The sequence below is a fragment of the Pseudomonas gessardii genome, from assembly GCF_001983165.1.
Classification (GTDB): Bacteria; Pseudomonadota; Gammaproteobacteria; order Pseudomonadales; family Pseudomonadaceae; genus Aquipseudomonas; species Aquipseudomonas gessardii.
Map to the genome: position 1 here is coordinate 1 of NZ_MNPU01000056.1, position 15,265 is coordinate 15,265.

The 15,265-nt window shown below is 48.8% G+C and carries 13 protein-coding genes and 3 pseudogenes; 3 read left to right on the top strand and 13 right to left on the bottom strand.

The window, feature by feature from the left end; translation table 11 throughout:
• Positions 1–128: pseudogene (locus BLL38_RS30825) on the top strand (IS5/IS1182 family transposase); the annotation flags it as partial.
• Positions 129–220: 92 nt separating this feature from the next.
• Entirely contained in the window at positions 221–478 is a 258-nt protein-coding gene (gene tnpB / locus BLL38_RS31275; protein WP_242627640.1) for an IS66 family insertion sequence element accessory protein TnpB, read from the top strand.
• Positions 479–554: 76 nt separating this feature from the next.
• Here tnpB (BLL38_RS31275) and BLL38_RS25755 read toward each other — a convergent pair whose 3' ends face one another.
• Complete coding sequence (locus BLL38_RS25755) at positions 555–809, bottom strand: DUF6429 family protein (RefSeq protein ID WP_076964849.1); 255 nt, start codon at positions 807–809, stop codon at positions 555–557.
• Between the two features lie 68 nt (positions 810–877).
• Positions 878–1,129: pseudogene (locus BLL38_RS25760) on the bottom strand (transposase domain-containing protein); the annotation flags it as partial.
• 484 nt (positions 1,130–1,613) lie between these two features.
• Here BLL38_RS25760 and ltrA point away from each other — a divergent pair.
• Positions 1,614–3,020 (top strand): group II intron reverse transcriptase/maturase, encoded by a 1,407-nt coding sequence (gene ltrA, locus BLL38_RS25765; RefSeq protein WP_207303164.1) that lies wholly within the window; start codon positions 1,614–1,616, stop codon positions 3,018–3,020.
• Positions 3,021–3,074: 54 nt separating this feature from the next.
• Here ltrA and tnpC read toward each other — a convergent pair.
• The 11 genes and pseudogenes from tnpC to BLL38_RS25820 form a co-directional block, all read right to left on the bottom strand.
• Positions 3,075–4,337, bottom strand: a pseudogene (tnpC, locus tag BLL38_RS25770) (IS66 family transposase); the annotation flags it as partial.
• A gap of 17 nt (positions 4,338–4,354) precedes the next feature.
• Positions 4,355–4,714, bottom strand: a complete 360-nt coding sequence (gene tnpB / locus BLL38_RS25775) for an IS66 family insertion sequence element accessory protein TnpB (RefSeq protein WP_076964851.1) — start codon at positions 4,712–4,714, stop codon at positions 4,355–4,357.
• A 334-nt stretch (positions 4,715–5,048) separates the two neighbouring features.
• Positions 5,049–7,043, bottom strand: coding sequence for a polysaccharide biosynthesis protein (locus BLL38_RS25780; protein WP_076964852.1), 1,995 nt, complete (start codon positions 7,041–7,043; stop codon positions 5,049–5,051).
• Positions 7,044–7,175: 132 nt separating this feature from the next.
• Entirely contained in the window at positions 7,176–8,354 is a 1,179-nt protein-coding gene (locus BLL38_RS25785; protein ID WP_076964853.1) for a DegT/DnrJ/EryC1/StrS family aminotransferase, read from the bottom strand.
• Between the two features lie 106 nt (positions 8,355–8,460).
• The gene (locus BLL38_RS25790; protein ID WP_076964854.1) at positions 8,461–9,087 is read right to left on the bottom strand and encodes a NeuD/PglB/VioB family sugar acetyltransferase; all 627 of its coding nucleotides are present in this window, start codon (positions 9,085–9,087) and stop codon (positions 8,461–8,463) included.
• A complete protein-coding gene (locus tag BLL38_RS25795; protein ID WP_076964855.1) occupies positions 9,084–9,677 on the bottom strand; it encodes a sugar transferase in 594 nt (197 codons plus the stop codon). Before BLL38_RS25795 ends, BLL38_RS25790 begins: the two co-directional genes overlap by 4 nt.
• The gene (locus tag BLL38_RS25800) at positions 9,674–10,807 is read right to left on the bottom strand and encodes a glycosyltransferase family 4 protein (protein ID WP_076964856.1); all 1,134 of its coding nucleotides are present in this window, start codon (positions 10,805–10,807) and stop codon (positions 9,674–9,676) included. Before BLL38_RS25800 ends, BLL38_RS25795 begins: the two co-directional genes overlap by 4 nt.
• Positions 10,807–11,817, bottom strand: coding sequence for a UDP-glucose 4-epimerase GalE (gene galE, locus BLL38_RS25805; protein ID WP_076964857.1), 1,011 nt, complete (start codon positions 11,815–11,817; stop codon positions 10,807–10,809). Before galE ends, BLL38_RS25800 begins: the two co-directional genes overlap by 1 nt.
• On the bottom strand, positions 11,814–12,872 hold the full coding sequence (locus tag BLL38_RS25810) for a hypothetical protein (protein WP_076964858.1): 1,059 nt from the start codon (positions 12,870–12,872) through the stop codon (positions 11,814–11,816). Before BLL38_RS25810 ends, galE begins: the two co-directional genes overlap by 4 nt.
• Positions 12,873–12,907: 35 nt before the next feature.
• Positions 12,908–14,041, bottom strand: coding sequence for a glycosyltransferase family 4 protein (locus BLL38_RS25815; protein ID WP_076964859.1), 1,134 nt, complete (start codon positions 14,039–14,041; stop codon positions 12,908–12,910).
• A complete protein-coding gene (locus BLL38_RS25820; RefSeq protein ID WP_076964860.1) occupies positions 14,041–15,252 on the bottom strand; it encodes a hypothetical protein in 1,212 nt (403 codons plus the stop codon). The genes BLL38_RS25815 and BLL38_RS25820 overlap by 1 nt, the downstream gene beginning before the upstream one ends.
• Positions 15,253–15,265: the final 13 nt, after the last annotated feature.

A 15,265-nucleotide genomic window follows, 5' to 3' on the forward strand; every position in this document is an offset into this window, starting at 1 on the left:
TTGGCTGGCTGAAGGAGAACCGTCGCATCGTGACGCGCTTCGACAAGCTCGCAACAAGTTTTGCGGCGATGGTCTCATTGGCCTGCGCTATGCGGTGCTTGCGACAATACTTTACGTACAGAGCCTAGCACCTGATGATGCGACCCGACGCTAAAGTCGAAAAGTCTATCGCTACCCCAAACCTTTGGACTTTCGAAAGTATATCGACGGCCTTTGCGCGTTGGTCGAGCTCGACATAAAAGCAGCGGCGTTCGATCTCGTACTTTTCGTCCTTCTCAACAAATCCCGCAACCGCGTGAAGATTTTGTATTGGGAACGCAGCGGCTTTTGCCTTTGGCTCAAGCGCCTTGAGCCCGAACGTTTCAAGACTTCACCCGACCTCAGCGAAGGGTATCCGCTCCATGCCCCCCACATTCAAAGCCGCCATCTGATGCCCGAAGCTATGCTCCCGATTTCTCTACCTTTGGCACATAATTAGCCCACTTCCTATTTGCTGGCACAAGAATGGTATGCGCTCCATAAACCCCACCTACCGCATGCCCTAGGATATGGAATCAGGTACCCGAGTTGGAGACATGCTCCGCTTGAGTTCTCGCCTCAAATAGCCGATCGGCTATTTGTCGGCCTCGTTCCATCCCTTCCGGCGTCAACCAGATGGATTTGCTCTTGTTTACCGGATCACGGATGAATCCATGCTCATGCAATCGGTTCGTGATCTCGAAATCGTACCAAGTATTGCCATTATCCGCACTGAAGGTTACCAACAGGGCAAGAACGGCTTCTTCAATCAAGGTTTCGTCGTATTTCATGATCGTTGCTCCACTCGTACTCTTTAACTTCCCGTAAGCCCTGTCAGTCATCAAGATGGATAGCGTATTTAACTACGCGATACCGGCGAACAGTTCCATGGCAGCAAGGCTTCGTAATCCTCAACCGACGAAGCCATCGGCAGATATTCAAGTGCGTGGCGTAGCCACGCATAGGGCTCTTGATCGTTGGCTTTGGCAGTCTCGACCAAGCTGTACAGTTGAGCACTGGCCGTCGCGCCTTTGGGCGTGTCACTGAACAACCAGTTCTTCCTTCCGATCACGAAGGGCCTGATGGCTCGTTCGGCTGAGTTGTTGTGTACGCCCTGACAAGGCGTATGAGTTCAGTGGGTGCGAATCCCACCCGGCTACTGTCGCTCCGGCCGGAAGCACTTTGGAGCAGTTCAGGAGGCAACGAATGGGCTGAAGTATCTGAAGAAAAGGCTTCTTTAGGAAGTCAGTGACTGTGCAGGCCGTAGCGCGCAGCGAACACCGAGCAGGCCCCGAAAATGCCTTGCGGTAGCCGACCCGCCATAATAACGGGGAAGGTTGATAGTGCTGAGGGATCGAGCGTCAGACGAACTTGGCACTGCCGCCGGGGTAGTGGTGATGGCATGTACAGAAGAGAACTCATACGAAACAGGGGAAGCCTGCCAGGGTGAAGTGGCCATTAGACACGGCCATACAAACAGTGCGCCCGTGAGGGAGGGCGCTGGCTCGGACAGGTGGCGGATGGGCTCGTAGTACCGTTGAGGCCGGGTAATGCCGGAGTAGGAAAGGAGCCCTGGTTCAAGAGAGGAGTACAAAGTGGTAAGAACGATGGGATTGGCTCCAAGCCTATTAACCCAGGTGAGAAATCGCGTTCGGAAACTACAGCGTGCCCTGTATGTGAAAGCTAAGACAGAGCCAGACTTTCGCTTCTACAGCCTGTGGGACAAAGTCTATCGAATCGATGTATTGGTCATCGCCTACCAACGTTGCCGCGCAAACCGGGGCAGCCACGGTGTGGATGGTCAGCGATTCGAAGACATTGAAAACACAGGACCTATGGAGTGGTTGGCTCAGCTACGCGAGGAGTTGAAGTCGGGTGGATATCGACCTCAGCCCCTGCGGCGGGTATGGATTCCCAAAAAGAACGGCAAACTTCGTTCCTTGGGAATTCCCTGCATTCGAGACCGCGTTGTTCAAATGGCCGTCAATCTCACACTCCAAGCGATTTTCGAAGCGGACATGCAGCCGGCGCAGTATGGCTTTAGACCTCGTCGAGATGCCAAGGAAGCTGTGAGGCAGGTGCACCATTACACCGCGAGGGTTGGGCTGAGAGACGTTGTCGATACGGATCTTCGTGACTATTTCAATACCATTCCACACGGGCCTTTGATGAAGTGCCTGGCCCGCCGTATCTCGGATGGCAGGGTGTTGCGGCTGATCAAGCAATGGCTTGAGGTGGCCGTTATCGAACTCATTGACGGTAAGCTTCGACGCACCAACGAAGCCAAGCACACGCACCGTGGTAGCGCCCAAGGATCGGTGATTTCGCCGCTGTTGGCCAATGTGTACTTCAGGCGCTTCATTCTGGCCTGGGAAAAATTTGGCTACGCCAAACGTCTGCATGCAAAGATTGTGAATTACGCGGACGATATGGTGATCTGCTGCCGCCCCGGCAGTGGAGAGCAGGCAATGGCACTGATGAGTGGCTTGATGGCGCGGCTGGGGCTGAGCGTCAATGAAGAGAAAACGGCGCTGGTGAAACTCTCGGAAAAGTCACTCGATTTTCTGGGGTACAACCTGGGCAGGCAATACGACCGTCATGGGAAAACCTATATCGGCACTCAACCTTCGAAAGGGGCGATGAAGTCGATTATTGGAAAAATCCATGACGAAACGGCGATTAGTATGACGTGGGACGCGGTAGAGCACCGGATAGCCGAACTCAACTCGATCCTTCGAGGCTGGGCTGGCTACTTCGACCAAGGGCCTGTGCTCAAGCACTATCGAATCCTGCAACGCTATACCGAGCGCCGTATCCGACGCTGGTTGGTCAAGAAGCATAAGCGACGAGGCCGTTCTGGGTACCATCTATACCCGGATGCGTTTCTATACGGAAAGCTAGGCCTCCATCAGTTGCCTACGCGAATGGCCGATGTGTCGAGTGCGAAGGCATATCGATCTCGGACGAAAGCCGGATGCGTTAGTAGCGCACGTCCGGTTTGACGAGCGGGGTGTGGAAACGGAGCGCAAGCCACCGCGCCACATCCCGACTCTACCGATCGGCAAGTAGCCCTCCTCGACATACCGCTCAAGTTTGCTCCAGTTATTGGCCAGGTAGGTGATGGCTTTTCCCAGCGCGTTCTGAGCGGTGACCTGAGGCTGCGTTTTTTCGATCCAGCTTTTCAACTGAGCCAGCACCGGCAGGCTGTGTTCGTGCCGGCCAACTTTGCGTTCCGCATCGCCGCCGGTCTTGAAGTCGCGTTCGATACCGTAAAGCTTGTTGATCAGGTTCAGCGCGATATCGGCGCGCCCCGTCTTGCCTTTGGGCTGTACTTTTTGAGCATCGATGAATTTGCGCCGCGCATGCGCCCAGCAGCCTAAACGCTCCACTCCGACCTGAGCGCCTAGCGCGTTGTAACCGGCATAATCATCGGTCATGACATAGCCGCGATAGCCATCGAGCAGCCGTGTCGGCACCTCCTGCGCGCGGCTGGTGGAGTAGTCGAACAGGATCACCGGCTTATCTGCCGGGCCGTCGGTTTGCACCCACATCCAGGGCTGACGACTTGGCTCGCGGTCAGGCTCTTTCAACACCTGCACGCGGGTTTCATCGCAGTGGATGACACGGCTTTCCAGTAACCGGTCGCGCATTAAATTCAGCAGTGGCTGCAAGTGTTCGCCGCACTGGATAACCCAGCGAGCCAATGTCTGGCGCGGGATATCGATGCCGTGGCGACCTAACACTTTTTCAAATCGATGAAGCGGCAAGCCATCCACGTATTTGGTGGTCAGCAGCATCGCCAGCACACTGGGGCTGGCCATGCTCTTCTCGATCAACTGAGCCGGTTTGTCGGCGGTGACCGGTGCGCTTTCACAGTCGCGGCAACCGTAGACCTTGCGAACATGTTTGATCACGTGGATCTGCATCGGCACGATTTCAAGCTGTTCGCTGACCTCTTCGCCGATGGCATGTTTGCGGCAACCACAGGCACAGGTCAGTTCGTGTTCGGGCAGTTCATGGATGACTTCGATGCGAGGGAGATCAGCGGGCAGCGGCTTGCGCTTGCCGCGCCGCTGGGTTGGCGCAACAACCTCTTCTTCAGCGGCTTCATCAATGGGCTCGACGAGGCTTTCCGCCTCATTGAACAGGGCCAACTGCGGCGTTGCCGGATCAGCCGTTTGCTCGGACTTGCGTCCGAACAGGCGCTGACGCAGCAGCGCATTTTCTTCTTCGAGGAAACCGACTCTGGACTGCATCTTCGCAAGCAGCTGCTTGAGCAATTCAGGATCGTCGGGGAGGTTTTCGGGCACGGAAATCATGCCCGGATTATACCGAATCAGGCCACGTATCGAGGCGTCAAAACCTGATGAGGACGATTGCGCCAGAGGTCGAAACCGTCCAGTAACCAGTTGAGTTCCTGGAGGGTCAGGATAATCGCCTCGTCCGTGGCATCGGGCGATGTTTTGAATCGCTCGGATTCGAGGCGCTTGAGCCAAAGGCAGAAGCCGTTGCGTTCCCAGTACAAAATCTTCACCCGATTACGGGATTTGTTGAGAAAGACGAAAAGCACCGGATCGAATACCGCCACTTTGATATCCAGTTCGACCAACGCGGCGAGGCCGTCGATGGATTTTCGGAAGTCCACGGGCTTGGGGTAGAGATAGACTTTTTCGACTTTGGCGTCGGGTCGCATCATGGCGGACTGGCTCCTGAGAGAATCTGGAGCACAGCATCCGGGGTTAGCTTAGTGCTGTGAATGTGGGGAAGTCTACGGGCTTGGGGTAGAGGTAGACTTTTTCGACTTTGGCGTCGGGACGCATCATAGGATGCTGGCTCCTGAAAAGAATCGGGAGGACAGCATCGGCGATCAATTCTGATTTTTGAATGTGGGGATCATGGATCCCTTACAAACCATAAGTTAGGTATATAGAGACATTCCGGGACATCAGCGAGAAAAGCAGCTTTTCCGGAGCTGCTTTTCGAACATAGACGATGTTTGGACAGCTTAAAAACGGGCCGTTACTGTTGAATCAAGGATCGAGGCGACGTTGCTGATAGATCCAGTCGACAATTTCACCGTCTGGAGCATAGCCGCTGACCGTATCACGCAGCAGTTGGCGGACTCGGGTGTAGTCGTCCTCATCGACAGCGGCGAGTAGTTCTTTAAGCTTTTCTTTGAGTATCTCCCAGTCCAGGTGGTCTTCGTTCGCACTCATGATCATTGGATGCTGAGTAGCGACCACGTTGTCGCCGATCAGCAACTCTTCATAAAGCTTTTCGCCAGGGCGCAGGCCAGTGAATTCAATAGAGATGTCGCCATGAGGATTTTTGTCAGAGCGCACGCTCAGGCCCGACAAGTGGATCATCTTCTCGGCCAACTCGACAATTTTCACCGGCTCGCCCATGTCCAGCACAAATACATCACCGCCCTGCCCCATGGAGCCAGCTTGGATCACCAGTTGCGCTGCTTCGGGGATAGTCATGAAGTACCGGGTGATTTTGGGGTGGGTGACCGTTAACGGTCCTCCCGACTTAATCTGCCGATGGAATAGCGGGATCACAGACCCAGAGGAACCAAGGACATTGCCGAAACGAACCATGGTAAAACGTGTTTTGTTGACACGGGACACATTAAACTTGTCCCCGAACAACACTGGCGCCAGTTCACGACTGAGTGCTTGCAGTGTCAACTCGGCCAAGCGTTTGGTACTGCCCATGACATTAGTCGGGCGTACAGCCTTGTCAGTCGAGATCAGTACAAAGTTAGCCACTCCAGCCTGTAAAGCGGCTTGCGCGGTATTCAACGTCCCAATTACATTGTTGAGTACTCCTTCGGCGATATTGTGTTCCACCATTGGCACATGCTTGTAGGCGGCAGCGTGATAGACCGTATCAACCCGCCAAGTATTCATTACATCCAGAAGCTTGGATGGATTGCGTACAGAACCCAGGATCGGTAACAACTTAACCGGAAGCGACTCGCGCGTGATGCGTTGCTCGAGTTCAGAAAGGATGCTGTAGAGATTGAATTCACTGTGCTCGAACAATAGGAGCGTTGTCGGCCGCAATGAGAGGATCTGACGACAGAGTTCGGAGCCGATGGAACCGCCGGCCCCTGTCACTAGGACGCTCTGGCTCTTGATGCAATGCTCCAGAAGCTCACCCTGTGCAGGGACCGCATCACGGCCCAGAAGATCGGCAATGTCGACTTCCTGGATATCATCCACCTTCACCCTGCCGCTCGCCAGATCCATAAAACCGGGAATACTGCGCACATGCAGTGGAAACCCCTCGAGATAACCGAGAATCTCGCGACGACGACCTCGATTGGAGGACGGGATCGCCAGAAGGATCTCCTGGGCACCGGTAGCGTCGATCATCCGCTGGATATATTTGGGTTTGTAGACCTGGAGTCCGGAGATAACGCGATCTGAGATACTCGCATCGTCGTCAATGAATGCCACCGGGCGCATTACTCGCCCCATGCGCAGGGCTGCGACCAATTGATTGCCCGCAGCCCCAGCACCATAGATTGCGACTCGCGGCAAGCCATCGTCGCGACTGGTGAACGGCACATGCTGCGCGGCGGCAAACCAATCCCCAAGAAAATACTGACGCATGCCCAAGCGCAGCCCACCGACCATGGTCAAGCTGAGCCACCAGTAGTTGAAAATGATCGACCGTGGAACGACGTTTTGGTGGTTGCTATACCAATAGACAACTACACCGAGAATAAGCGATGAAAGGCTCACGGCTTTGATAATTGCAATCAACGCATCATTGCCAAAGTAGCGCAGAACCGCACGATACATTCCAAATCGGATAAACAGCGGTATGGCAACGACTGGCGCACAGATAAACAGCCAAAGATGCATCGCAAAAGGATTGACCATTTCGTCAAAGCCCAGGCGTACGACAAATGCCATCCATAAGGCGAGCCACACCAGTGACACATCGGCTATCAGCTGTAAGAAGCGTTTTTGTCGCCGGGGCAATCCCAACAGGTGCGCACGTATCTTATCCATAACCCCTCTAAATACTCCTCGTCACACTGAAAACACTCAAAGCGTAAAAGTCGAACAGTCGAACATGGTCCTGATTTATCAGCGTCTACAGAGCCCCTTCATTCTGCTCAATGGGAGGGGCCCGACGCATGACTAGTGTGCTGTAGCTTCGAGCATCACTTGTGCCAAGGCGCTACAGGTCAGATCGATTTCAGGTTGCGTCAATGTTGGATGAACCAGGAACATCAAGCTCGTCTCGCCGAGCTCGACGGCATTAGGCAGGCGTACGGCCGGCCGCCATCCGGTGTCATCAAAAGCTTTCTCGAGATACACCTCGGAGCACGAACCGGAAAATGCCGGAACGCCAAGAGCGACCAGCGCCTCAATGATCCGATCACGGTTCCATCCAGCGTTCAGTACGGATAGCTCTACGAAGACGTAACACTTGTACGCTGCATGAACGATATGAGTCGGCACTTTAGGAACTCGCAGACCAGCAAGTTGGCTGGCAGTCTCCCAAATACGCCCGGCGTTGGCTTGGCGACTCAATTCCCAAGCAGCCATGCGCCGCAGCTGAATTCGACCAATCACTGCCTGCACTTCCAGCATGCGCCAGTTGGTGCCAAAGCTTTCATGTAACCAGCGGAAACCTGGGGCGTGCTGGCGCTCATAAACCGCCTCCCAACTTTTGCCGTGATCCTTATAAGACCACATTGACGACCACAACTCTTGGTCATTGGTGGTAACCATGCCGCCCTCCCCGCCAGTGGTCATAATCTTGTCCTGACAGAACGACCAAGCTCCGATATGACCAATGGAGCCAACGCGCCGCCCCTTGTAAAAGGAGCCATGTGCCTGGGCACAATCCTCAATGACTTTGAGGCCGTGCTCTGCGGCTAGGGCCATGATCGGGTCCATATCACATGGCCAGCCCGCCAGGTGCACACAGAGGATGGCGCGGGCGCGAGACGTCAATACGGCGCGAACAGTCTCGGCAGTGATATTTTGTGAATCCAAGTCGACATCGGCGAATACGGGGACGGCGCCCGCATTGACAATGCTCGATACGGAAGCGAGAAAGGTACGGGAGGTGACAATGACCTCATCACCTGCACCGATGCCCAATGCCTTGAATGCTACATCCAATGCTACGGTACCATTGGCCAGGGCAACTGCGTATTTCGTTTGCGACCAAGCCGCGAATTCTTTTTCAAATGAACGGGTTTCCTGCCCTGTCCAATAGTTGACTTTATTGGACAGAATCACATCACGTACAGCGTCGGCCTCTTCACTACTGAACGATGGCCAAGGGGAAAAGGGTGTATTTAGCACTGGTAATACCCGTCAAAACAGAATTAAATTAGAGAGCCAGAACCATTAAGTCCTTGGCAGGACCGACATTATCGGCCGGAGCGGCCGATTAGAACAGCGTTGAGATTCAAACCCTGGTCAGTTTACGCGCGGGCACTCCAGCGACCGTCAAATTGTCGGCTATATCAGCCACTACTACCGCGCCGGCACCTACCACCACTCCCGAACCTATACGCAACGACTGCCGGACACTGGAACCGATCCCCAGCCAACTCAACTCGCCGACCTCAATCCCCCCCGCTAGCCTCGCGCCTGGGCAGATATGCACGCCGTCATGCAGAACGCAATCATGGTCGACGCTGCAGCAGGTGTTGAGTATCACCCCGCGGCCAATGACGGTATCCACATTCACTACGACCCCAGCCAGAACAACAGTGCCGATATCAATTGAAGCAAATTGACTGACTACAGCATTCGGATGAATAATCGATACGATTTTCGCACCTACTGCTTCTAATTCAACCAACTTCTTATGGCGGATATTGTTATTACCGATTGCAATAAATACGCCATCATAAGTATCAAGCCGCGCTAATAACTCAGCTGACCCCCCCATGATTTGCCAATGACCATTTTGCTGTCGAGCAGGCCACGCGTCATCAAAGAAATCTATCCGTTCCCAACCGCAGACCTGTGCCGCGTCAGCAACAACTTTTCCATGACCACTGCCACCGAGTATGGCCAAATTTTTCATGAATCACTTCCGGTAAATTTCGGCATGGTCGCTTCACCGTCAGCGCTGATACCCTCCTTTATTAAGACTTTTTTTATGGTCCGATAAATGATCTTTAAGTCTAGGAAAATGTTGGCGTTATCGACATACCAAACGTCCAGCCTAAATTTTTCTTCCCAACTAATCGCATTGCGCCCGTTAACTTGTGCCCAACCACTAAGGCCAGGGCGTACCTCATGACGACGGCGCTGCTGAACGGAGTACAGAGGCAAATATTCCATGAGTAGTGGGCGAGGGCCTACCAAACTCATTTCGCCCTTTATCACGTTATACAAAGCAGGTAGTTCATCAATACTTGAAGATCTCAAAAATCTGCCAAACGGTGTAATCCGCTCCGCGTCCGGCAGTCGATCTCCAGTAGCATCCACTGCCTCGGTCATAGATCGAAACTTGAACATCTTGAAAGGCTTACCTTCAAGTCCAGGTCTAACTTGAGCAAACAAAGCAGGTGAGCCTAGCTTATATCTGACTAGTATATACACAGCAATCAACAACGGACTTAATATAACAACAGCGATCATCGAAGCTGCGAAATCAAATGCACGCTTCATTGCTCATCCTCCAGTACTCCAATTAATCTATTATCCACTTCTAGACTATCGAACTTTTTTAATGCAATTTCATGACTAGCTCTTCCCATTTCGATTATGAGATGAGGATTATCTAAAAAATAAATCATTTTTTCAACTAGGGCACTTACCGACCAGCGAGGTATCAAAAAGCCGTTCACTCCTTCAACTACTGTTTCACGGCAACCAGGCGTATCGCAGGTTATGACGGGCCTACCAACAGCCATAGCCTCCTGTGTACTTCTCGGCACACCCTCGCGGTAATAAGAGGGAAGTACGAAAACGCTAGACCTACTAATCCACTCCGGCACATTATTGACCTGCCCGGGATATATAACGACTCCAGCCAGAATGAAAGCTTCAAGTTCATCCTGTTTCAAGCTACCCGGATTTAGTCTATCTACTGTCCCAAGTACTATGAATTCCGCAGACGGATAAAGCGCTTTCACCTTTTCTGCTGCGCGGAGGAACTCGTATATGCCCTTCTCTGCTAGTAGTCGTCCAACAAAAAGAAAACTAATGCGGTTTACATTGGGAATGGAGTAAGGAAATTTCTCTAGCGGTACGCCTATTCCACCTAGCACGCTTATATGCCGGGCCCTAATTTTATAGCGCTTTAATAAGTCTTTTGGGTCGTCTGGATTTAAAAAAACTATTTTTTGCAACAATGGAATTGTAAGCTTGAAAAGGCAAGCTTGTACGACTCTCAGAAGTCTATGCTGCCATCTATTTCCTCCCTCGTAGTCTGTGAATACATAGCCTAAGCCCTCAAGCATCCCGATACGCCGCTTAACCCCTGCGAAAAAAGCCGCTAGTGTTCCATAAACAACAGGCTTCGCAAAATATGAAAATACTAGATCAGGCTTAATGTCCCTAATTTTAGCTGACAGCTTATAAGTATCAAATACATCCCGCGCGGGATTAAGGCCGGTTCTACTAAGCGAGTACCGGACAGGCGTAGCCCCTATGGCTTTTACTGAAGCCATACTTCCATCATCAAAATCACAGGCAAACGTATATACCAAATGCCCCCTTTTTACGAGTTTTTCTATAAACGAACGGCGAAAACCCAATATGCTGGACGCAACGGTTCCAATAATCACAATCTTCATTAATTGTACCCCACCGGATTAAGGCGCAACCAGTTTAACGTATCCGATATCATATCATCCAGCGTATTTATTGCTTTCCAATTTAGCTCAATTTCAGCCTTTTCCGTAGTTGACCAACAAGACGCGATATCTCCGGGGCGTCTCGCGGAGAAACGGAAGGGAATATGCACAGCTGAGATCTTTTCAAATGACTTAATAATATCCAGTACCGAATATCCTACCCCTGTTCCGAGATTCCACACGTAGTAGCCTGTAGTCTTGGATATAAAATCCAATGATGCTGTGTGCCCTTTAGCCAGGTCCAATACGTGAATATAATCTCTGACTCCAGTACCGTCTTTTGTCGGATAGTCATTTCCAAAAACAGTAAGAAAAGGTAGCTGCCCGAGTTGAACCTTACATAAATATGGCAATAGGTTATTAGGTATACCCTGCGGACTTTCCCCAATCAAACCGCTTTTGTGGGCACCAATAGGATTAAAATAACGCAATATACCTACCGACCACGCTGGATCCGTTTGAGAAATTTGCAATAAAATATCCTCCACGATTTTTTTTGTGGAAGCATAAGGATTAGTCGGATTACCTCTCGGACTTTTTTCAGAAACCGGCATTACTGCCTCGCCGTAAACAGTGGAAGAAGAACTGAAAATTATTTTCTTTACCCCTGCTGAATTCATAGCGCGCAGCAAGCTTATAGTCCCTTCTACATTATTTTTATAGTATATCAACGGCTTCAAGACGCTTTCGCCCACAGCCTTAAGACCAGCAAAATGGATTACCACATCAATATCGTTTTTCTCGAAAACCTCCGCCATAAAATCAAACTCACATATATCTCCCTCATATAAGCGTACGCTTTTACCTGTAATGTCCTGCACTCGAGCCAGTGAAATTCTAGAGCTATTACAAAAGTTATCCACGACGCACACATTATGACCTGAGTCTAACAACTCAACGACGGCGTGCGTACCAATGTATCCTGCTCCTCCGGTGACCAATATGTTCATTCTTCAACCAAATTATTATGTTGTTTATATTGAAACACAATGCTGCAACATATTAAAATCGCTGCATAACTATGCATTCTCAAACGTACAGCAGTTCCCAAATTATCATTACCTAACAACCAAACAGCAGAATATATAACAAAAAACAACAAAAGAAAGCTCACGAACTTATCACCGTATTTGCGGTTGATAATTAGATACATCAGAAAAAACAAGAAAGGAATGCTCTCAATTATCAGCACAATAAGGGAAGAAACATTTACTATGAAAAATCCGCACATCTGATAAAGAAAGCTTAAAACAAATTTCAATGGGAATGTAACGACACTATCATATACGATACCCAAATTGCTGCCCGCCTGATCTTGTTCCGAAAACATCGACCGATACTTCATAAGTGGTTCAAGCAAACCAAGATAAAAAATCGCGGTCAGACTAAACAATATAAGAAAGCATACGGAATAAACAGACCGTTTTGGCATGTCGTATATATGTACAGCAAAAAAAGCCAGCAGAAACGCTACACCTAGGTAAGGACGAAGCAGAAACAGCAGATAGCTCAAGGCACACGTTATAAAAAATAACAGTGAACTCTTCAATATTTTTCTAGACAAGAAGAACGATTGAGCTGTTTTAGCTGCCAAACAAAAACAAAAGAGCATAAAGACGTCACGATATATATCAAAACTAAAATAAAACAAAGTCGGATATAGGGACACACATACCGCCACCATCCAAAATACTTTCCGCCCAACGTCACCTCTATCAATGCGCGCGATGTTGGCGAATAACAACGGGATGATCAAGGCACCAAGTAGCGACATTAGACCGGTTATGAAACCGCGATTATATAGTTGATGATCGTTCAAAAATCTAAGCATTACAGGCCATAGATTTTGTGCCACGTCATTTTCTCCGATGGCGTAGGAATTATAGTAATCGGCATCATTGCCTTCTGAAAACTCATAAATTCCAAAACATAAAACATATCCTAGAAAAAGTATCTTTATGAATAAAACAAGATAGAAAGTTAAAATGTACGACCTAGTCGTCATATAAAGTTCCTAGCACCTTAAGTACAGTCAAAAACTTACAGCTCCTTATACACATTTAGGAGCCTTCGCTCCATGACGTGCCATGAGTAATGCTCTTCATACATTTTTCGTGCGTTTTTGCCCATTGTCAAACTAAGATCTTTGTTCGAAATCAAACAGTTCACTGCACGTTCAAAGTCATCAATATTATAATCGACCGTCAACCCTATGTTGGCCGCGCTTACAACCTTATCTATTCCTGTGTTTTTACATACTATTATAGGTTTAGCCAACATCATCGCCTCATAAAGTTTATTAGGCGAAGAATATTTGTGATTGGGCACATCGGGGTCATAGGTAGCAAAAATTACATCGGCAGCTTTACTATAAGAAAGCCCCTTGGCGTAGTCGACGGTACCTAAGTATACGATATTTTCATGATCTCTGCTTTTCGCTAAAATCTCACCTTCTAGTTGCCCAAACCCAGCGACAATAATTCTCCAGCATTTCTTTTGGGAAAATAGGTCTATAATTTCAGAAATCAAACGACCTGGTTGCAGAATACCCACATAAACTAGCGTTATATCCCAGTTTGCGCTGTCCGCTGCAATGCCCTCGGCTTCCAATACTTCGACCTCTATAGGCGTATTGTGTATTACTGCAAGGCGTCTGGGCTTCGCTCCTGCTATTTGCTCACTGCGAGATTCGTTCGTAATAATGACCGCATCAGCCCTGTTCATAACAAAGAAATCTAGAGCTTTGATCAAAGGTTTTAACGTAGCAGGAACGGGAAAAGCGTCTATGTAAAAATCATATACGTCATAGACAAATTTTTTCTTGAAGAATACGCTAATAAGAAACGCCGGTAACACAGTGTCGAAGTCAGCCGCATGTATTACATCAATAGACTTTCTAAATTTAAATAAATTAGCTAACAGGAAAAACTGAAAGCCAATCAACTTAAATATATTTCGTAACCCACCTCCAAAATTTGATTTTTTTCTCCAGCGGATAATTTCCACCTCTTCCATACCTTGCAAAAGCTTTAATGTGCTTAGTTCGGGTAGTGCTCCGCTCCGGTCCCAGCAAAAAACTCTTACACAATGGGAGTTATTCACAAAACTATAGACTTCCTTTTCAACTCTTGGGTCAGGATTAACCGGATTAGACCTGAGGTAGGCGATACGCATTACGATGTGCTCTTTCTGAATGGCTTAATAAATACGTTAGTTTTTTTCCAAAATTTCTCAGCTGCAATTGATCCCATAACAGTATATAGCACATACCCTAAAGGCAATGCGTAAACGCCCAGCCAAGAATATGCTATTAAAATAAATCCATATTGCAATGCAATTGCTAGAAGAACTATCTTAACGAAGAGTGCTTTGTTTTTCCCAAACGGGAGTATCTGGAAGCCAATACCCCACAATAAAGCTAGTATATTACCGGCGATAAATAACGATAATGAAACTAACGCAATCGCTATATCGACTTTGATATAAAGAAAATAACAATAAGCTGTCGGTATTAAAAACATGGCGAGCGCTAAAATGAACATAAGGAGCGTACGACCTTCCTTACTCAGATCACCAATCTCAGTCTGCGCAATTTTCGAGATCGTTGGCGTAAAGATTGTAATCACTGCCTGCATAGCAAAAATAACTACCGAAAATACCGCCTGTGCGGAAAAATATGATGAAAGCTCTCTTGAGCTTCCCCAAGCCTGTAGTACCAAGCGATCAGCCTGAGCAACCACAACAAACAAAATTTGAGGTAACATTATATAGAAACCGCGTCTCTTTTCTTTAACCCAATAAACGATAATATTTATTTTAGTCTCGTTTTGGACCGAGTTTTTTTTTGCGACAAGCAAATAAATAGGGATAAGTAATAGCAGGGCCCCATAGGCACATATAATTAAATCTGTAAAGACAACTTTAGGAAAAAATCCGAGTATAATGGCCATAACTGCTATCGGAACAACGGCTCTGGTTAGTTCATTTGTCATTACAGCTGCAATAGCCCGCCCCCTAACTACAAAAAATGCAGATATGATTGAGCCCAGCGCCAATGGAACCATGGCTATTAATGCAAATTGCTGATAGCCGAACAGGTGCAACAGCCAAATAATAAAAATCGCGATAAAGAAAGACTCAAAAGCTTTTATTACGACATTTTTGAGTATGCTTAATTCATTACAGCCGTTGTTGTGGTCGTCGATAACTCTAACATTTGTCCCCCATAAAGCTATTACGACAAAGAAATTTAACATTAAGTTGAATATAGAGAAATTAGCCAATTCCTCCTGCCCAAAATTTTTCCCTATTAATGTCACAGCTAAGAGGGTCCCAAATCCGGCCAAGACTCTCAGAAAGAAAATTAGTACGGTTTTAGGGACCATATTATTACACCAC

Coding starts and splice junctions, on each gene's coding strand:
- BLL38_RS25800 (WP_076964856.1), bottom strand. CDS start 10,807: ATGAAGATTGTGATTATTGGAACCGTTGCGTCCAGCATATTGGGTTTT.
- BLL38_RS25815 (WP_076964859.1), bottom strand. CDS start 14,041: ATGCGTATCGCCTACCTCAGGTCTAATCCGGTTAATCCTGACCCAAGA.
- BLL38_RS25780 (WP_076964852.1), bottom strand. CDS start 7,043: ATGGATAAGATACGTGCGCACCTGTTGGGATTGCCCCGGCGACAAAAA.
- BLL38_RS25810 (WP_076964858.1), bottom strand. CDS start 12,872: ATGACGACTAGGTCGTACATTTTAACTTTCTATCTTGTTTTATTCATA.
- BLL38_RS25755 (WP_076964849.1), bottom strand. CDS start 809: ATGAAATACGACGAAACCTTGATTGAAGAAGCCGTTCTTGCCCTGTTG.
- tnpB (WP_076964851.1), bottom strand. CDS start 4,714: ATGATGCGACCCGACGCCAAAGTCGAAAAAGTCTATCTCTACCCCAAG.
- BLL38_RS25795 (WP_076964855.1), bottom strand. CDS start 9,677: ATGAAGCGTGCATTTGATTTCGCAGCTTCGATGATCGCTGTTGTTATA.
- BLL38_RS25790 (WP_076964854.1), bottom strand. CDS start 9,087: ATGAAAAATTTGGCCATACTCGGTGGCAGTGGTCATGGAAAAGTTGTT.
- BLL38_RS25820 (WP_076964860.1), bottom strand. CDS start 15,252: ATGGTCCCTAAAACCGTACTAATTTTCTTTCTGAGAGTCTTGGCCGGA.
- galE (WP_076964857.1), bottom strand. CDS start 11,817: ATGAACATATTGGTCACCGGAGGAGCAGGATACATTGGTACGCACGCC.